This window comes from Acinetobacter tandoii (assembly GCF_008867985.1).
GTDB lineage: Bacteria > Pseudomonadota > Gammaproteobacteria > Pseudomonadales > Moraxellaceae > Acinetobacter > Acinetobacter tandoii.
The window spans coordinates 402,246-422,204 of sequence record NZ_VXLD01000002.1 but is presented as its reverse complement, the minus strand read 5'-3'; the positions used below and the strand labels follow the sequence as shown (position 1 = coordinate 422,204).

General features: G+C 40.8%; 16 protein-coding genes. 9 read left to right on the top strand and 7 right to left on the bottom strand.

What is annotated here, in order from left to right; genetic code table 11:
* Positions 1-58: 58 nt before the first annotated feature.
* Positions 59-454 (bottom strand): MerR family transcriptional regulator, encoded by a 396-nt coding sequence (locus tag F4W09_RS04990; protein WP_044740189.1) that lies wholly within the window; start codon positions 452-454, stop codon positions 59-61.
* Between the two features lie 82 nt (positions 455-536).
* Between F4W09_RS04990 and F4W09_RS04985 the strand changes: the two genes are divergently transcribed.
* The 8 genes from F4W09_RS04985 to F4W09_RS17220 all read left to right on the top strand — a co-directional run bounded on the left by F4W09_RS04985 (position 537) and on the right by F4W09_RS17220 (position 11,218).
* Positions 537-3,512: a heavy metal translocating P-type ATPase gene (locus tag F4W09_RS04985; RefSeq protein WP_151504202.1), complete on the top strand. Its 2,976-nt coding sequence runs from the start codon at positions 537-539 to the stop codon at positions 3,510-3,512.
* A gap of 430 nt (positions 3,513-3,942) precedes the next feature.
* On the top strand, positions 3,943-4,626 hold the full coding sequence (locus tag F4W09_RS04980) for a GntR family transcriptional regulator (protein WP_104440997.1): 684 nt from the start codon (positions 3,943-3,945) through the stop codon (positions 4,624-4,626).
* Positions 4,627-4,649: 23 nt separating this feature from the next.
* Complete coding sequence (gene prpB / locus F4W09_RS04975; protein WP_044740186.1) at positions 4,650-5,534, top strand: methylisocitrate lyase; 885 nt, start codon at positions 4,650-4,652, stop codon at positions 5,532-5,534.
* 96 nt (positions 5,535-5,630) lie between these two features.
* Positions 5,631-6,782 carry a bifunctional 2-methylcitrate synthase/citrate synthase gene (prpC, locus tag F4W09_RS04970; protein ID WP_044740185.1) on the top strand — a complete coding sequence of 384 codons (1,152 nt, stop codon included), beginning with the start codon at positions 5,631-5,633 and terminating at the stop codon, positions 6,780-6,782.
* Positions 6,782-9,406: a Fe/S-dependent 2-methylisocitrate dehydratase AcnD gene (acnD, locus tag F4W09_RS04965; protein WP_151504201.1), complete on the top strand. Its 2,625-nt coding sequence runs from the start codon at positions 6,782-6,784 to the stop codon at positions 9,404-9,406. Before prpC ends, acnD begins: the two co-directional genes overlap by 1 nt.
* 120 nt (positions 9,407-9,526) lie before the next feature.
* Positions 9,527-10,387 (top strand): hypothetical protein, encoded by an 861-nt coding sequence (locus F4W09_RS04960; protein WP_151504200.1) that lies wholly within the window; start codon positions 9,527-9,529, stop codon positions 10,385-10,387.
* A gap of 175 nt (positions 10,388-10,562) precedes the next feature.
* Positions 10,563-10,706, top strand: coding sequence for a zinc ribbon-containing protein (locus tag F4W09_RS04955; RefSeq protein ID WP_213064793.1), 144 nt, complete (start codon positions 10,563-10,565; stop codon positions 10,704-10,706).
* A 362-nt stretch (positions 10,707-11,068) separates the two neighbouring features.
* Positions 11,069-11,218: a zinc ribbon-containing protein gene (locus tag F4W09_RS17220; protein ID WP_304521100.1), complete on the top strand. Its 150-nt coding sequence runs from the start codon at positions 11,069-11,071 to the stop codon at positions 11,216-11,218.
* A gap of 135 nt (positions 11,219-11,353) precedes the next feature.
* Here F4W09_RS17220 and F4W09_RS04945 read toward each other — a convergent pair whose 3' ends face one another.
* Genes F4W09_RS04945 through tssH form a run of 6 tightly spaced genes read right to left on the bottom strand, consistent with a single transcriptional unit; the run spans position 11,354 to position 18,913 of the window.
* Positions 11,354-12,322: a M15 family metallopeptidase gene (locus F4W09_RS04945; protein ID WP_016165875.1), complete on the bottom strand. Its 969-nt coding sequence runs from the start codon at positions 12,320-12,322 to the stop codon at positions 11,354-11,356.
* A 7-nt stretch (positions 12,323-12,329) separates the two neighbouring features.
* The gene (locus tag F4W09_RS04940) at positions 12,330-12,908 is read right to left on the bottom strand and encodes a hypothetical protein (RefSeq protein ID WP_044740182.1); all 579 of its coding nucleotides are present in this window, start codon (positions 12,906-12,908) and stop codon (positions 12,330-12,332) included.
* 14 nt (positions 12,909-12,922) lie between these two features.
* A complete protein-coding gene (locus tag F4W09_RS04935; RefSeq protein WP_151504199.1) occupies positions 12,923-13,726 on the bottom strand; it encodes a DotU family type IV/VI secretion system protein in 804 nt (267 codons plus the stop codon).
* Between the two features lie 12 nt (positions 13,727-13,738).
* A complete protein-coding gene (tssK, locus tag F4W09_RS04930) occupies positions 13,739-15,103 on the bottom strand; it encodes a type VI secretion system baseplate subunit TssK (RefSeq protein ID WP_151504198.1) in 1,365 nt (454 codons plus the stop codon).
* 5 nt (positions 15,104-15,108) lie between these two features.
* Positions 15,109-16,221, bottom strand: coding sequence for a type VI secretion system protein TssA (gene tssA, locus F4W09_RS04925; protein ID WP_151504197.1), 1,113 nt, complete (start codon positions 16,219-16,221; stop codon positions 15,109-15,111).
* Between the two features lie 25 nt (positions 16,222-16,246).
* Positions 16,247-18,913 carry a type VI secretion system ATPase TssH gene (gene tssH, locus F4W09_RS04920; protein WP_418655080.1) on the bottom strand — a complete coding sequence of 889 codons (2,667 nt, stop codon included), beginning with the start codon at positions 18,911-18,913 and terminating at the stop codon, positions 16,247-16,249.
* Between the two features lie 358 nt (positions 18,914-19,271).
* Here tssH and F4W09_RS04915 point away from each other — a divergent pair, with 358 nt between their 5' ends.
* Complete coding sequence (locus F4W09_RS04915) at positions 19,272-19,946, top strand: hypothetical protein (protein ID WP_052662108.1); 675 nt, start codon at positions 19,272-19,274, stop codon at positions 19,944-19,946.
* Positions 19,947-19,959: the final 13 nt, after the last annotated feature.

The following is a 19,959-nucleotide window of genomic DNA, read 5'->3' as shown; positions in this document are numbered from 1 at the left end:
CTGAGTATCAAAAAGGTGAGTGTTAAAATGATCGGCAAGTCCAAAAGACGGTAACTGTTTATGGTTCAGTCGTTGAACCTTTTTTCAGTTCTTGCAAAATTGGGCAGCAACTGTCTGTCGTGGTTTTACATTCATCTACCCAAGTTGAAAGACGCTGTTTCAGTGCATTTAATTCTTGAATCCGTTGATCAATTTTTTCCAGTCGTTGTTGAATCACATCACGGACTTTTTCTCGGTCATTCAGTTGTAAATGTAATAGATCTTGAATTTCACTGAGCTGCAAGCCAGCATCTTTACCTTTTTGAATAAAGCTTAAGGTTTCAATGTCTTGTTGGCTGTAATAACGATAGTTTTGTGTGGTTTCAGGAATGCGCATAAGACCAATCCGTTGATAATAACGAATCGTTTCAACATTAACGTGACACTGTTTTGCCAGTTTGCCGATAGTGAGCATAAAATAATCTCCAAAAGGCTTGACTCAGTACCTAGGTACAGACTTTATGCTAACACAATCAAAAAATAAAAGGTGAGCCAGAATGAGTGAGCAACACAAAACGTCTTGCTGTTTAAAACAGAAATCAGTGTCTACAGTGATAAATATCGATCCTGTTTGCGGTATGACGGTAGCAGAGGATTCTCCACATGTGTATGAGCATCAATCAGTTCGTTATTTGTTTTGTTGCTCAGGCTGTTTAAAGAAATTTACAGCCGATCCTGAAGCTTATCTAACCTCAAAAAAAGCGCAAAGTTCTTGTTGTAGCAAAGCGAAAACTGAGCAAGCGGATAGTTCAGTCCAACCTGAAGCAGAAAGTATGGTCACTGCATCAAAAGGGTGTGGCTGTGCGAGCAACCACCAGCAAGGTAAAGTACCTCAAGCAGAAAGCTTTACAGACCCTGTGTGTGGCATGACGGTCACGGATTTGAGTAAACCACATAGCGAATGGCAGGGCAAAAACTATTATTTTTGCAGTGAAAAATGTCAGCAAAAATTTATCGCTGCGCCTGAAAGCTATGTTACGACAGTTGAAGAAAAGTCCGCGAAAGTATCAGGATGTTGTGGAACTTCTAAACCAGAAGAGAAGAAAGCCTCAACATGTTGTGGTACAGAATCTAAAACTCCAGAAACAGCACAAGCTGAATCAAAATCAAGTTGTTGTGCAGCAAAGCCTAAACCAGAACCAGCTAAAACAGGTTGCTGTGGTGGCGGGAAACACGCACATGAGCAGCATGTCCAGTCAGGAGCATCAGCTTTTATTGACCCCGTCTGCGGTATGTCTGTTGACCCAAATACTGAGTTAAAAACGGATTATCAGCAACAGACTTATTATTTCTGTAATCCATCTTGCTTAGACAAATTTAAGGGAGATCCTGAGTTTTATCTAATTCCACCTGATCAGCGTCCTGTGCCTGAAGGTGCTGCTGATATGGATTATACCTGTCCGATGGACCCTGAAATTGTGCAAAAAGGGCCAGGCACGTGCCCAATTTGTGGTATGGCACTAGAGCCGATGCAACCGACTTTAGATGATGCACCAAATCCTGAATTGGTTGATTTTAGTCATCGCTTTTGGATGACTTTACCACTGACGTTAATCGTGTTTGTTTTGGCGATGGGTTCACATCTCCATAGTTTCATTTCACCGCATATTCAGCCGTGGATTGAGCTAGTCCTCGCGACCCCTGTGGTGTTGTGGGCGGGTAAACCGTTTATTGAGCGCTGTTGGACCTCGTATAAAACCCGTAACTTGAATATGTGGAGTCTGATTGGGGTTGGGGTATTAGCCGCCTATATTTATAGTGTCGTGGCGACCATCTTTCCAAGCCTGATTCCGATGGCAGCCAAAACAGGACATGGTGTCGCGGTGTATTATGAAGCGGCGTGTATGATTGTATCTCTGAGTTTGCTTGGTCAAATCATGGAGCTAAAAGCCCGTGCCAAAACAGCCGATTCATTGAAAGCCTTGCTCAAACTCCAAGTCAACACCGCTAAGTTGGTTCAAAATGATCAAGTGATTGAAGTAGATATTGGCATGGTCAAACAAGGCGATATTTTACAGATTTCCTCAGGTGATCAGATTCCACTGGATGGCGTGGTGGTAGAAGGCAAAACCTATGTCGATGAAGCCATGATGACGGGTGAACCTGTGCCAGTGAAAAAGCAAGTGCATGACACAGTCATTGGCGGCACAGTGAATCAGCAGGGCAGTATTCGTATACAAACCACGGCGGTCGGGGCGAATACAACGTTATCAAAAATGATTCAGACGGTGGCAGAAGCGCAACGTTCTAAAGCACCACTACAACGCTTGGCCGATGTGTTTGCCAAATATTTTGTGATGGTGGTGTTGTTCATTAGTGCTTTGACCTTCGTTGCATGGATGGTGTCTGGTGGGGCGCAATTTGACTTGGCATTGATGTGTGCTGTAGCGGTACTGATTATTGCCTGTCCATGTGCGCTTGGTTTAGCAACGCCAATGTCCGTGATGGCCACTACAGGTCGTGCAGCACAGAAAGGTGTTCTGTTTAAAGATGCGGAAGCGATTGAAGCCTTAAGTAAGGTTAATACGCTGATTGTCGATAAAACTGGAACCTTGACTGAAGGTAAGCCGAGTTTGAAAGAAATTCGGCTACTAAGCCCAAATGTGGAACAAACTCAAGTTGAACAGTGGATTGCCTCGATTGAGCAATATTCAAGTCACCCGATTGCTCAAACTTTGACTCAGGTGGTTCCTGCACAGCAGTTGTTGAAAGTGGCAGACTTTGAAGATGTTACGGGCTTTGGCGTTAAAGGTCAGATTGGCGAGCAAACCCTGTATATCGGCAGTCAAAAGTTGCTAGAACAACTCGGCATCACGTTACACACTACACTACAAAGCCAGTTAGATCAGCAACGTGCAGTAGGCAATGTCATAAGTTTCTTGAGCAATAGCCAAGAGGTGCTGGCTTATATTTCTATCCATGATGCGATTAAAGCCAATGCGCATCAAGTGATTCAGCAATTGATTGATGATGGCATTGAAGTGGTGATGGCGACAGGTGATCATGAGCAAAATGCGCAACTGGTGGCAAAAGAGTTAGGCATTCAGCATGTGTATGGCAATTGTACCCCAATCGAAAAATTGGAGATTGTGAAGAAATATCAGGCGCAGGGCAAAATTGTTGCTATGGCGGGTGATGGGATTAATGATGCACCAGCGCTTGCCCAAGCCAATGTCGGGATTGCGATGGGGAATGGAACCGATATTGCAAAACAGACGGCACAAGTGACCTTGGTGAAAGGTGATATTCGTGGAGCAGCCGACGCCTTGCATATGGCGAAACTTGGTGTACGTAATATGAAACAGAACCTTGCCTTTTCTTTTGTCTATAACGGGTTGGGTGTGCCTGTCGCAGCGGGGATTTTCTATCCACTCACTGGGTTATTACTCACTCCGATGTTAGCCGCAGTAGCGATGTCGCTCAGTTCATTGTCTGTGGTTTTAAATGCCTTACGTTTGCAAAAGGCAAAATAAGTCCAGCAGCATATAAATGGTAACAAAAGCCTCAAGCATTTCCTTGAGGCTTTTTTCTATTTACGGCATAACAGATAGAACAAAATAAAAACTGAAGTGTCGACAATAAAACTCAAGGGTCATTCAGGACAACTTCGTGATTGGACTCAAACCAAGTGTTGAAAGCGTAGGTCACGACATGGATATAAAAAATGCTTTTCTATCACAGAATCAGGATTGAAATAAGATTTAAAGTATTGAATTAAAATAAATTATAGAGCTGTTGTATTGAAACATCTTCAGAACGGATACCCGATATGATTTTACTCAAACATTGTCAAGTCTTCGTCCATCACATTTTCAACTCTAATACCAAAGTTGTTGACAATCTTGTTGCATTTTAATTTATTTGTGCTTATTTTAGCTAATAATTGATCTGATTGTTGACAATATGCAAATTGACGAGCTGTCTCCACAGACAAAACAAGTCGCTACAGCGACTTTAACCGACCAGATTTTCAGAAAAATTCAAACTGCGATTGTGAGCGGTGAAATTGCAGCGGGCAGTAAAATTTCTGAACCAGAGCTGGCGCGTGTATATGGCATTAGTCGTGGACCTTTACGTGAAGCCATCCACCGCTTAGAAGGGCAAAAATTGGTAGAACGCACTGCTCATGTCGGCGCGCGTGTAGTGTCTTTATCGCATCAACAATTGTTTGAGCTGTATCAAATTCGTGAAAACTTGGAAGGTTTGGCTTGCCGTTTGGCTGCACAAAGCATCGACAAACAACAGATTTTAAATTTGCGTGAAGTGCTGCATTTACATGCGCAAGACCCAAATTTTAAAGAAGGGAAAGGCTATTACTTACAAGAAGGTCAGGACGATTTTCATTATTGCATCATCAAGAACTGTGGCAATAAAACTTTGGAAAAGATGTTATGTGATGAGTTGTATCACTTGATTCGGATGTATCGAATTCAGTATTCCAAAACGCCAAATCGTCCGCATCGAGCCTTGTCGGAACATATTCGTATTTTAGATGCTATTGCCGAAGGTGATGCAGAACTCGCGGAATTACTGATGCGACGCCACATTGCTGCGTCTTATCAGAACATTGAACAAAACCTAATTTAATGATGAAGAGAGAGGGAGGACGTATGTCAACGTTATCAGCAGGGCAGAAATTCCGTGATGCGGTTGCAAGTGAACATCCACTACAAGTGGTCGGAACCATCAATGCCAATCACGCCTTATTGGCAAAGCGTGCAGGTTACAAAGCCATTTATTTATCTGGCGGTGGTGTAGCAGCAGGTTCTTTGGGGTTGCCTGACTTAGGTATTAGCAACCTCGATGATGTACTGACAGATGTACGCCGTATTACCGATGTATGTGACTTGCCTTTATTGGTCGATGCCGACACAGGTTTTGGTGCTTCAGCATTTAACATTGCCCGTACCACCAAAGCACTCATCAAGTTTGGTGCAGCGGCTATGCATATTGAAGACCAAGTCGGTGCGAAACGTTGTGGTCACCGTCCAAACAAAGCCATTGTGACTCAAGAAGAAATGGTTGACCGTATTAAAGCAGCTGTTGATGCGCGTGGTGATGACAAGTTCGTGATTATGGCGCGTACCGATGCTTTGGCTGTAGAAGGTTTGCAAGCTGCAATTGACCGTGCAGGTGCTTATATTGAAGCAGGTGCGGACATGTTGTTCCCAGAAGCGATTACTGAATTGGCGATGTATAAACAATTTGCTGCTGCAACGAATGTTCCAATTTTGGCAAACATTACTGAATTTGGTTCTACGCCATTATTTACCACAGAGGAATTGGCTTCTGCGGATGTCAGCATTGCGCTTTATCCTCTTTCAGCTTTCCGTGCGATGAACAAAGCAGCGGAAAATGTCTACACTACTTTACGTAAAGAAGGTACACAAAAGAACGTGGTCGATACCATGCAAACCCGTCAAGAATTGTATGACCGCATTAATTACCATGCGTTTGAACAATACCTTGATGCCTCTTTTGTCAAAAATAAATAACAGTTTAACCATAAAATCTTTGCGTCAGTGTAGGAAATAAAACTGACGCAAAGCATAAAAACGAATTGATCCACCCAATGGAAGAAGGAAGATCTCATGAATGCAACAACAAGCGGATTCAAACCTAAAAAATCAGTCGCACTCAGCGGACAAGTGGCGGGTAATACAGCACTGTGTACCGTAGGGCGTAGCGGTAACGACTTGCACTACCGTGGCTATGACATTCTTGACCTTGCGGGTCAAAGCGAATTTGAAGAAGTCGCTTACCTTTTGGTTCATGGCAAATTACCGAATAAAGCGGAACTCAAAGCTTACAAAAACAAATTGAAAGGTCTTCGTGGTTTACCTGCATCACTTAAAGCGGCTTTAGAACAGCTCCCACCATATGCGCACCCAATGGATGTGATGCGTACTGGTGTTTCAGTTCTAGGTTGCTTAACTCCAGAACACGAAGACCATAACTATGCAGGTGCACGCGACATCGCAGACAAGTTAATGGCGTCTTTCGGTTCAATGTTGCTTTACTGGTATCACTTTAGTCACAACGGCAAACGCATTGAAATTGAAACTGATGATGACTCAATTGGTGCGCACTTCCTGCATTTGTTACACGGTGAAAAACCATGTGAACAATGGATTCAAGCAATGCATACGTCATTAATTTTGTATGCAGAGCATGAGTTCAATGCCTCTACTTTCACTTCTCGTGTGATTGCAGGTACAGGTTCAGACATGTACTCAACCATCGCAGGGGCAATTGGTGCATTACGTGGTCCTAAACACGGTGGTGCGAACGAAGTTGCCTTCGTAATTCAACAACGTTATGACAATGCCGATGAAGCAGAAGCGGACATCCGCAAGCGTGTAGAAAACAAAGAAGTGGTGATTGGTTTTGGTCACCCTGTCTACACCATTGCTGACCCGCGTAACGAAGTGATTAAGCAAGTGGCGCTTGAATTGGCGGATGCACAAGAAAACAAAAAAATGTATTTGATTGCGGAACGTTTAGAAGCCGTGATGAAAGAAGTGAAAAACATGTTCCCGAACCTCGACTGGTTCAGTGCGGTGAGCTACCACTTGATGGGTGTTCCAACAGCAATGTTCACACCATTATTCGTGATTGCGCGTACCGCAGGTTGGTCAGCGCACGTGATTGAACAGCGTCAAGACGGCAAAATTATCCGTCCAAGCGCGAACTACACAGGTCCTGAAAACCTCGAATTTAAACCATTAGCAGAGCGTGTTTAATGAATAGCCAATATCGTAAGACATTGCCAGGCACATCATTAGCTTACTATGATGTACGCCAAGCCGTTGAAGATATTCAGCCTGGTGCTTATGCGACATTGCCATATACCTCTAAAGTGTTGGCAGAACAGTTGGTTCGTCGCGCAGATGCCGAGAACTTAACTGCTTATTTAACGCAGTTAATTGAACGCCGTCAGGACTTAGACTTCCCTTGGTATCCTGCGCGCGTGGTGTGTCATGACATCTTGGGTCAAACTGCATTGGTTGACCTTGCAGGCTTACGTGATGCGATTGCAGACAAAGGTGGTGACCCATCTAAAGTCAACCCAGTTGTGCCGACTCAGTTGATTGTCGACCACTCTTTAGCAGTGGAATATGGTGGTTTTGATCCTGACGCGTTTGAGAAAAACCGTGCAGTAGAAGACCGTCGTAATGAAGACCGTTTCCACTTTATTGAGTGGACCAAAACAGCATTTAAAAATGTCGATGTGATCCCTGCGGGGAACGGCATCATGCACCAGATTAACCTAGAGAAAATGTCTCCGGTGATTCAGGCGCGTGATGGCGTGGCATTTCCAGACACTTGCGTAGGTACAGACTCACACACACCACATACAGATGCTTTGGGCGTAATTTCTGTGGGCGTTGGTGGCTTAGAAGCTGAAAACGTGATGTTAGGCCGTGCATCTTGGATGCGTCTGCCAGACATTATTGGTGTTGAGTTTGTAGGTCAGCGTCAGGCAGGTATTACTGCAACAGATATCGTGTTGGCTCTAACTGAATTCTTGCGTAAAGAACGTGTGGTTGGTGCTTATCTTGAGTTCTTTGGTGAAGGTGCTGACAGCATGTCTGTGGGCGACCGTGCAACCATCTCGAACATGACACCTGAGTATGGTGCTACGGCTGCGATGTTCTACATCGACCAAAACACCATCGACTACTTACGCTTAACTGGTCGTGAAGATGCTCAAGTGGCATTGGTTGAACAGTACGCAAAAGAAATCGGCCTTTGGGCGTCTGATATGACCAAAGCAGAGTACCCACGTGTACTACGTTTTGATCTATCGACAGTAACCCGTAACATTGCTGGCCCATCAAACCCACATGCACGTGTTTCAACTGCCGACCTAAAAGAAAAAGGCATTGCGGGTGTTGTCGAAAACCGTTCTGACGGCTTAATGCCAGATGGCGCAATCATTATTGCTGCAATTACTTCGTGTACTAACACTTCTAACCCGCGTAACACTGTGGCGGCAGGTTTGTTGGCGCGTAAAGCAAATGAACTTGGTTTAGTTCGTAAACCTTGGGTGAAATCGTCATTTGCACCGGGTTCAAAAGCGGCTGCACTTTACCTGGAAGAAGCGGGTGTACTGAAAGACCTTGAGAAACTGGGCTTTGGTATCGTGGCATATGCCTGCACAACCTGTAACGGGATGTCAGGTGCACTAGATCCAAAAATCCAGCAAGAAATCATCGACCGTGACTTGTATGCCACTGCGGTACTTTCGGGTAACCGTAACTTCGATGGCCGTATCCATCCATATGCAAAACAAGCATTCTTGGCATCTCCACCGCTTGTTGTGGCGTATGCAATTGCAGGTACGATTCGTTTTGACATCGAAAAAGATGCGTTAGGCCATGACAAAGAAGGTAACCCGATTTACCTGAAAGACATCTGGCCATCTGATGCTGAAATTGATGCGTTAGTAAAAGAAGCCGTGAAGCCTGAACAGTTCCGTAAAGTCTACATTCCAATGTTTGACTTAGGCGTAACCGTAGAAGCTGAAAGTCCGCTTTATGACTGGCGTCCACAAAGTACTTACATCCGCCGTCCACCATATTGGGAAGGGGCGTTGGCTGCACCACGTACTTTAGCGAACATGCGTCCGCTTGCGATTTTGGGTGACAACATCACCACCGACCATTTGTCGCCTTCAAATGCGATTTTGATGGATTCGGCTGCAGGTGAATATCTACACAAAATGGGCGTGCCTGAAGAAGACTTTAACTCTTACGCTACCCACCGTGGTGACCACTTGACGGCACAACGTGCAACATTTGCTAACCCGAAATTGTTTAATGAAATGGTCCGTCGTTCTGACGGTACTGTTAAACAAGGTTCAAAAGCGCGTGTAGAGCCAGAAGGCGAAGTGATGCGTATGTGGGAAGCGATTGAAACTTACATGAACCGTAAGCAACCGCTGATCATTATTGCAGGTGCTGACTATGGTCAGGGTTCAAGCCGTGACTGGGCTGCAAAAGGTGTACGTCTTGCGGGTGTAGAAGCAATTGTCGCGGAAGGTTTTGAGCGTATTCACCGTACTAACTTGGTGGGTATGGGTGTGTTACCACTTGAGTTTAAAGCAGGTGTAAACCGTAATACCTTGAAACTGGATGGTACTGAGCTATACAGCGTGATTGGTAATATTGCGCCACGTTCGACTTTAACTTTAGTGATTGAACGTGCCACAGCGGATGGTAAGAATGAAGTTGTGGAAGTGCCTGTAACTTGCCGACTAGATACGGAAGAAGAAGTGTCTGTATATGAAGCGGGTGGTGTACTTCAGCGTTTTGCTCAGGACTTTTTGGAAAGCCAAGAAGAGCAAGAGCAATTAAGAGCTTAGTTTAAAAGTATTTGAAATTGTTTGAAAAAAGCCCTACTTTTAGAGTGGGGTTTTTTATGTAAATGAAAATATAGAATAAAAATACTTTTGAATTTGGTATGGAGGTAAAGAAAAAAATAAATGAAAAGAATAATTATAGCTGCTTGTATAAGTTCACTCTTTTTAACAGCCTGTGAGCAAAAAAAGAAAGAACCTGAATTTATAACACCCCGTGATCAATATGGCGCACGTTATAGTGTAGGCGATTTAGGGGGAAAGCCTGTTAACCTTGGTAGAGAAGCCCCAAGGGTTGAATATGAAGATAATACAGGCTTCGTAACAGGTAAGAAATATAAACGTCAGACGCGGACCTATAAATCTAAAATTCAGGCCTTTGGATTTTATATGCGTTACACCGATGGATTGGTTTTAGTTCGCTATTATAAAGCATCACCGTATTCGGAGAAACAATATAACGCAGAAATTAACCTGCCTGATAATCATTGGGTAAGAGTCGGTGTTTACGCAGATAAAAGCTATTATGGAGATTTAACAAAGAGATTAGTCAATTCAACGTTAGAAACGAAGATATTATCAAAAAAACAGTTAGAAGAATTCAATTTTAGAGGTATATATTTGCCCACAGATGAGTATGAATATGACTTACAAAAGTATGTTCCACATCCTGAATGGGTGAAACGAAATAAAAAATTAATAGCTAAAAATACGGGGTCTAATATTTTATATAATATAGATGACTTATATGTTGAAAAAAATGAACAAGGAAATGTAGTTACCTTAATTACATGTGGATATTCAGAAAACCCTATAGCACGTCAATGTAAACAGGAATTTGTTTTGGAACCAGAAATGAAAGCTAGTCTTTCTATATTATTTCAGCGTGTTCATCTGCAGGATTGGAAACTCATTCAACAACAAGCAAAAAAAGTCGTACAAGGTTTTATTGTAGATCCCATCAAAATTAAAGATGGAATGAAATGATGGGTATCTGATAAATACTTTCAAGATAAGGGGAATTTCATTCAAATGAAGTGAAATTTCGGTGTCAGTAATTCTTAGTTTTATTGTTGACCCATACGGTCACAAAATAGACTCTAAAATCTGAAAAGCTTGTCTATACTCTGTTCCCCATTTCTAAAACACATGGAGAACAAAAATGGTAACTGCTGGCGAAAAACCTGGAACAGGCTTCTATTTTTGTATTCAATGCGGACACCGCGTTTACTTAGAAATTGGTACAGACCGGTTACCCCCGTGTACCAAATGCCTTGGCAATCAATTTAACAGCAAGATTGCTTAAGCTGCACACTACAAACAGTGATTCGCTGTTTGGAATAAGGCCCTGTCACACAAGATAGGGCTTTTTATTTGTATCAAGAAAACTATGGAAGGGAACGAAACCTGATACTAGTACTCAGCCGTATTGAGAACTTTGAATATTTGTTCACGATCAATCACTCTAAAGAACAAGGCATATGTGATCTAAAGCCTCATTTGTGTACGTAAAGTAAGCAAATCTTTACTTTAATGATTAAATTTTATTTAGCTCACCAATTTTTTGAATACATTATTTCTTACATTTATGACACCATTATTTTTTAAAATGATCAGTGGACATTGAGCATAAGCGCGTTATACTAGGGTTACCATTTCTAAAACAACATAAGGAGGACAAAAATGGTTACTGCTGGCGAAAAACCCGGAACAGGCTTCTATTTTTGTGTTCAATGCGGACGTCGAGTCTACTTAGAAATTGGTACTGATCGTTTACCCCCGTGTACCAAATGCGCTTGCACTCAATTTCAAAAATAAAAGTGATTAAGCAACAACATTAAAACAGATATCCCTGTTTTAAAAAAAGCCCTATTCATCCATAGGGCTTTTTGTTGTTATGAACCATATAAAAATATAGGACTTGGTATGCAGTCATCCTAATTGGGCGCATTATTAATTTAACTCTTGTGCTAAAAGCTGTCCTTCCGTAGTGAGTTTTTCTGCCATTTCCGCTGTTTTTTTCAAACCTGGCATACGGAACTCGGTATGACCATAGTCATGAATAGACTTCCAGCGTCCGCCCCAAGTTAAACCAACCGACTCGGCAACTTCACCATATAGTTGATAGCCTTTCCAAGCCCAAGGATCACGTTCAGAAATGACCACTTTACCATCCCGTTTAAATGCAACATCTGCAGCCAAGCCAAATTGGTGATAGCTTTGGAAGGCTTTAGCACGCGTGGTATTTTTATTGCCAGAAAGCATATTTTGACGCGCGGGACTACGATAACCCTCTAACAATACCAGTTCATAACCATAACGTTCCTTCATGATTTTAAACACCATTAATAGCCGTTGCTTGTAGCGTAAATTCATCCGATCCCATTTACGGTCAATCAATGAAGTATCAAAATGCCCATGACTTTGTTCAAATGTCGTATCGCGTTCTAAAGAGAAAGGTTGAGCCGTGACACTGTTGTTCTGTGCTTGATATTGCTGTTCTAGTTGCATGGCTTCAACAATTGCAGCATCCACCAACTGTTCATCGACCTCTGGTGGTGGTGTCAATATTTCACCATTCAATAAGGCATAAATTTGTGGGTCGACTTTTTCCAGATAATTGGCCTCGACTTTGGTCGGATCAATCGGGCGGGTAAAGGCAAAAAGTAGAATACTGCCCAATAAAAAAAATCCAGCAATCAAAATCCACCATTGTTGTAAATGCCAATGGGTTTGAGTTTGTTCGGCGGAAGCTGCATAACCCATTTCTTGCGCAAACTGACGTGCATGCCCAAGCTTTTGTTTGCTGTTGGGTAGAATCAACCGTACATAATTTAGGGTTCGCAGCCGAAGCTCGTAAGACATTAACAAGCTCAAACCAATCACCAACGCCAGAAAGCTACAGCCAATAAAAATAATCATCTTGGTTTTAATGGGTAGCAGGTGATGATGGATGTGTGGTTTGTGCTTGAGGCTGAGCTAATTCAGCTTCTTTATCCAGTTGATCTAATAAGGCAGGCTTCACTACACCTTGAGCCAAGGGTTGTGCTGTCGGGGCGGAAGTATGATGTTTCTGCATTCTTTTTTCGATTGAGACCACGGCTTTACTCGCTGATTTGGGTTCTTGACCCAGATTGGCGAAGGGTGAGCTGTTTGGCGTATGCGTATTGAGATTGGTTGCACTATTCACTGAATGCTTAAATAGTGCGGACATCTCTTGTTCATTGATTTGATTTGGATAATCAATATCCTCATCTGCTGTAGTCGTATTTTCCACGGGCTTGGTTTCTTGGGGAGGTGTATGCGTAGTTGTCTCAGCTTGATTCGGTTCTATGTCAGTGGATGTCATTTTTTCAGTGTTTTGTGCATAAAGATAAAAACCGAAAAATCCACAACTTAAAATAATGCCACCGACAAAACCTGCAATCACATAAAGGCTTGAACGCTTTTGTGGTTTTGCAGGATTTGCTTTTAAAATGCGCAGGGTGTTTTGCTTTTCTTGAGCCATGGAACTACCACCATTTAAGGTAAATAAATCGTGATATTGGCCTGTTCAGTTGGCGTACTAATCACATTGTTAAATGGTGCAAGCGACTTTTGTGTTTGCTGGTTAAGGGTATATCTTAAGCCTGCAAAAGCCAGAAAGCTAAAAATCAGTAAAAATAGAATAATCCAAACGAAAGGAAGTTCACGATGAATGATGTTCCTGATTTGATCAGGTAGGGCTGAAAAAGGCGAGAATGCAGCTTTTTTCCCTTTTAAATAATCAATTTCATCTCCAATTCGTGCTACCAAATGATTTAGGCTTTCAATCGACTCAATTCGATACTTGCCTTGAAAACCCAACAGTAGGCAATAATGAAAAACTTCAAGTGAGGCGAGTCGGTCTTTACCTTTACTACGTAGTTGCTCCAAAACTTCAAAAAATTGATAACCTGCCAGTTGTGAACCAAACAAACTCAATTGCAGTGGGTTAATTAACCATAGATTTTGCAAATTAAAAAAAGCATCGTTTTGCTGCGTGACGATAGTTTCATCCAACAAGGCACAATAGGCATATTTGGCATCATGAATATCTTCCGCAGAAAATTGTAATTTGCGTGCTTGTTGTTCAAAGCGGTGTAATAAATCCAGAACTTTTTGTCTAAATTGTTCGGGTTGTTGGGGAACATATTGGTTTCTTAATAAAAAAACCACATAAAAACCGTCATACAGTAAATCAATTAGGCAGGATGTTGGCTTCACAATCGCCGGGTGATAAGGCAAGGTATTTGAACCAATTTGACCATCATCAAACAAAGAGGGTGCCTGACTAGAAGAATTCATTTTTATTATTCCTTAGCTATTCATCACAGCAATTAATTCAATACTAATGTCTTGGAAACCAGATGGAACATAAATACAAATGGTTTCAGAAGACAACATCTGTTGGTAAAGTTCATGATGAGGTTCAATTTCAAAATAACTCACCCCTGAACGTACAGGAATGGCAGTAGGAACTTGCATTAAGTGATGTAATGGAATCGCAGGAAGTGCTGCAACCACTCGTTGTTCGACGTCAATGGTACTGCCCACTTTAAAGCGTAAAGGAACAATTTGAATTAGTTCATGCGTTTGCATCATGCTACTAGAGACAGAAACATAGAGTCGGGTATCTCGGGTAATTTTATCTGTTTCAAGACTACCGACCCAGTACGATGGGCGTGTTTCTTTTAAGCTAATACTGATGTAGCGGTTTGAAATAATCGTATCGAGTAAGTCACGTAAAATTTGCTCTAAATCACTGAAACTCTGTTGTAGTTGGTGATGTTGGTATTTGGGTAGTTGGTCTACTTCATAGACGGATGAGAACGTCAGTAAAGAACCAGTCAATCGTAACAGTTCTGAAAATAAGCGTTCAGGATGAATCTGAGGGTGTTGAAAAATGTGATTGAGGCTGGCATATGCCGTATTTAGTGCATTGACCAACCAAAAAGACACAATATCACCAGAACGAAATTCAATCAGTTTTTGTTCATTTTCACGATTATTAGATTGAATGGTTTTAATCTTGGCACGAATGATATTTAGCAAACGTTTCAACTGATTTAACAATGCTGCATTTGATTCAATATGCAATAACGGTGGCATAAACTTCGGATCAAGTTCAAAATGTCCTGAACTTTGGCGTTTAATCATGCCAACGGGTAGATACAATAAACCATCCATTTCATGGGTTGGCATGATATGTGGTTCTAATAGCTTAAATTCTGCCCGACGTCGCAATAGGGAAATTTCAGCAGGAGACGCATCGGTAAACAGGTCATGGGTTTCTGTCAAATAACAATGATAACGACTTGGCTGTGAACTTTTTTCATATGAGACATTTTTTTTATTGGCTTGTACAATAGGAATCGCCAAATAAATTTGCATTTCACCTTGCAAGTTTAAATTGTCCAATAAAATGGGTTCAGGTAAAAGGTCACGTGAGGGAGCGGCATAAATTTCACCGTCTTGCCAGATCATTTCAATCGCTTCTAAAGCCAAAACATTTAAGTTCAATTGGCTTTCATCGAAACTAATTTTTTGGATACCGTAGGCAAAAGGGATGGTCGCACGAATGGTATGATTCAGATGCTGTTCGTGATAACGGTCTTGTAATTGAAAGTGTTGAGGACGTAAAAATAAGCCTTCGCCCCAAAGAATTTTTTCTGCTTTAAACATGTCAATTACCAGTTACTTGTTTCATTGTTGGTTGAGGAGATGCCCAATAATTCTTGAACAGATTCAAGTGGATTTTCCTGTTTAATGACCTGAGCTAACCATTCATGTAAAGGCATTTGACTCCATTTCACTGTCTTTTGCAGCATATAACTCACTGGGCTATGGGGTTCATGGGTTTGAAAATAATCGGCAATGTCCTGCAAAACTTTGATAGCTTGTTCCCGATTTTGTAAATGACTTTGTGGTGAAGGCTGAAAACCTTGTTGTGAATGCAGGGGCATAGCGAAAGCTGTTTCGGTTTGAGGCAATTGACGGGTGTCTGTTGATATTTCAAGCGTAGATGAAGTATCTAAAGTGTCAGATCCATATTGAAATTGATCAGCTTTATAAATTTTCTTTAATGACTTATGGATATCTTCAAGCTGTGAATCAATATGTGCAAAGCTTGGAGCTTCCAATTGCATGAGTTGATCTAGTACCAGTTTTAAGGTTTCCCAATGCAATAAAAGTTGTTCAAAACTTTGGTAATTCTGTAATTGTACCGTTCGGGAACTTTGCGCAAGTGCGAGGTCAAACTGCTCAAGTTGATTCGAAAATACCGTATCATCATCTGCTTGTTTTCTTTGATTGTTGTTCTGATACAGAAAATTTTCATAATCACATAAAGAATAAGCTGGCGAACTTTCAATCAATGGTGTTTTTTTGATTAATAGCGGAAGTTGATTGACTAAACCTTTTAATAATCCCAAGCGTTGATCTAAGTCATCCTCTTCAATTGCAGGGTGTAACTTGAGCCAGAATTGTTCTAATAAACGGTGTGACAGCTCCAGACTCTTCGATAAACCATAGAAACCATACAAATTTGCCCATGCTTCAGATAACCAAGTGAGCAGTCGAATATCTTTAGTTTTTTCAATTAGAAGTTGGCAACTTTGTTCTGCAACAAAATTCCAGTCTGCTTGTTTGGGTTCTGTAATCCAGTCACCCAAGACCAAAGATGGATCATCTTCAGTCTTGGCTTTTTTAATGGCATGAAATTCATTGGAAAAGGATAAATCTTCCCCACATGCTTTTGCACCCGAAATGGGTTCGAGTAACTTGTCTAACTCTATATTCATAATACGAAATAATCCAATTTACGTTTTATACAGTTTCAGCTTTGACTGCTTTAGCTTTTTTCTTTTTAGATTGTTTTATCTTAGAATCAAGAACATAAATGAATTCATCATTGTCTACGTCTATCCAAATTTGATTTGGCAACTTTTGTTCGCTCAAAGCCAGCAAAATTTCTGTCGCTAAAGCAGGTAGAATCGAAGCATTTAAAATATGATCTATATTTCTGGCACCGCTATCCACTTCAGTGCAACGGCTAAGTAATAGCTCACTGACATCATCACTATACTGAACCTGCACATGATATTGCTGCTCAATGCGTTTGATAATTTTTCCTAATTTATGCTCAATGATTTGAATTAAAAGATCATCATGTAATGGGAAATAAGGAACAATTTGCATGCGACCTAAAAATGCAGGTTTAAATTGCTGATATAAACTTGGTTTTAATTTATCAAGTAGTTGCTCAGCAGTAGGCCATTGCTCGACAGGATGATTTAGACAGGCTTGCATAATGCTGCTTGAGCCTGTATTTGAAGTCAGTAAGATCGTAGTGTTTTTAAAATCAATGACACGTCCTTCACCATCTTCTAGAGTACCTTTGTCGAAGACTTGGAAAAATAACTCTTGAACATCTTGATGTGCTTTTTCAATTTCATCCAGTAAAACAACACTATACGGATTTCGTCGTACAGCTTCGGTCAATACGCCACCTTGACCATAGCCGACATAACCCGGAGGCGAACCTTTTAACGAGGAAACGGTATGGGCTTCTTGGTATTCGGACATGTTAATGGTAATTAAGTGCGATTCACCGCCATATAATTCCTGTGCTAGCGCCAATGCTGTTTCGGTCTTACCTACACCACTTGGTCCCACTAACATAAACACACCTTGTGGTTTATTGGGGTCTTCAAGCTTGGCTTTAGCAGTTTTAATACCTTGAACTAGCAGTTTTAACGCATAATCTTGCCCCATGACGCGTTGTTCAAGTTTGCTTTTTAGGTTTAGTATTTGTTTAATTTCATTGCTGACCATGTTACCTACAGGAATACCTGTCCAATCAGAAATAATTTCATTAATGATGGTGGCATTCACACGGTCATACACGAGAGGGTTATTGTCTTGTAATTGGAGCAGTTTAAATCTTAATTCAACAATTTGCGCATTACAGTTAACGGTTTGGCCATCTTGCAGCGCTTGAATTTGTTTGACTAAAGCCAGTTCTTGCTGCCATTTTTGTTGTATGACTTGAATATTTTGTTCTAAACACAGAATGTTTTCTTGAATGCTGTTCAGACGTTCTTCATGAATTGGATTACTTTGATGTTCATTCTGTAGAATGTTTAGTTCTAATTTGAGATTGTGTAACTGCGCTTGAAATTGGTCTAATTGAACAGGTTGAGCATTCTGCGTAAGTGCGACACGTGCAGCCGCAGTGTCTAAAACGCTAATCGCCTTATCGGGGAGTTGACGCCCTGTAATGTAACGATGTGATGCATGAACTGCGGTGATAATTGCTTCATCATCAATTTGTAACTTAAAATGTTCCGTCATAACTGGAATCATGGCGCGTAGCATATCAATGGCGACAGCTTCGGTTGGTTCCTCCACTTGAATGACTTGAAAGCGACGACTTAAGGCTGCATCTTTTTCAAAGTATTGTTTATATTCTGCCCAAGTTGTTGCGGCAATAGTGCGCAGTTCACCTCGAGCTAGTGCGGGTTTAAGTAAATTTGCAGCATCATTTTGCCCCGCTTGTCCTCCTGCACCAATCAGTGTATGTGCTTCGTCAATGAATAAAATAATAGGATGGCTCGAACTTTGCACTTCCTGAATAATTTGTTTGAGGCGGTTTTCAAACTCACCTTTTACACTGGCTCCTGCTTGTAATAACCCCATATCTAAGGTGTGAAGTTGTACATTTTTGAGTGCATCTGGAACGGAGTTTTGTGCAATTTTTAACGCCAGTCCTTCAACAACCGCTGTTTTTCCGACGCCTGGTTCGCCAGTTAAAATCGGGTTGTTTTGTCTGCGTCGCATCAGAATATCGAGCATGAGGCGAATTTCATGTTCGCGTCCAATTACAGGGTCAATTTGCCCGTTTTGTGCTTTTTGCGTCAAGTTGATGGTGTATTGATTTAAAGCAGGTGTTTGTGAAGTTGATAGTTGGATAGAACTAGAGGGAAGATCTGTTTTTGGCTGTACTGCTGGCGTTGTATGACATTCGGTACTGTTTCGACAAATGTCTAAAAACTGATGTTTTATCGTGTCAATTGGCAACATGGTTAAGTGTACAGATGCCCGAGTTGCAATCTGGTGTAAATCAGTCGCGGTAAGTAATGCAATCAATAAATGGCTACTTCGAATAACAGGTATTTTCTCAGCAGAGGCCACTAGCCAAGCTTGTTCAAATAAACGAACAATGGACAAAGCAAAAATCGGGGTACGAGTGTTACCTTTAGGTAATAATGCAATACTTTGGCTTAAATCATTTAAAAGTTCTTCATGCGCGATTTTGTATTTTTTTAATACGAGTTGCAGATCATTATCTGAATTTTGTTTCACCAATTCAGTTAGTAAATGCTCAATCTCTATTTCAAAATTTTGTTGAGAAACACAAAAGTTCGCTGCCTTTTCTAAAGCTTCACGTGCAGGAATAGACAGTTTTGTAATTAAAACTTTTAAATTATTCATTATGGATCTCAGCTTTTGAGACTAAGATTTGAATTACTACTTTAATACAAATATTTTTGTTGGTTAAGTTATTAATAAAAAAGTAATAATCAAATTTTCTTAGTCAAAAAAATCATAACTTTCTAGCATGAAAAATTATGTTTTTAAGTAATTGGTATAAAGTCGTGCGAATCATATATCATAAAATTTAAGAAAAAAAGTGTTATTTAAATTAATTAAATGTCGAAAGATGACAAAATTTGTCTTGACTACTGTGGTTAATATTTAGTTAAATCTGCCTACTTTAAAAATACATAAAGTAAAAACCAGAATATAAACGGTTAAAACTTTAGACAAAGACTTAATAATAGAGGTTGTTTTGAAGACGAATATTCTCTTGTGGGCAGGCTTAATGCTGTCTAGTTTATCTATGAGTGCATTTGCGAGTAATTCAGATATTGATATTTCTCGAAGTTGCATCAAGAAAAATCCGTTAGTTTCTGGTGAAAATGATCCTGTTTTATTAAAAACATATAGCCAAATTTGCGATAAAAAAAACGCAGATAATAAAAATGGTTATTTAGTTCAGGCAGCACAACGTTTTCAGCAAATTGGTCGAAGCGATAAAGCTTTAGCACTGGTACAGCAGCTTGAAGCTGAAAAAGTACAAGGCAATACCCTGACTGATGTCAAGTTTCTTGCAGCGACTAATATTGCAAATGATGCATTAAAACAAATGCGTCAGAAAGAAATGCGCTATCTCAGTTCAGATATTACATATCCTGCAGCAAGTGAACTCATTCGATCGATAGATTCAGCAAAACCTGCTTCAGTTTTATTAGAAACCGCTTTAGATAATGCTGAAAAGAATCAAACGACATCAAAATCATCGAAAAAGAAATCAGCAAAAGTTACCACAACTGTAAAGAATAAGACCAAAACCAAACCTGCAGTAGTAACAACCAATAAGGTGAAGGCAAGTACAACGACAGCTAAAGTCAATACGACAAATACGAGTACAAACAGTAGTAGCAACCCTTTTGCTGGTTTATAACAATTTAAAATAC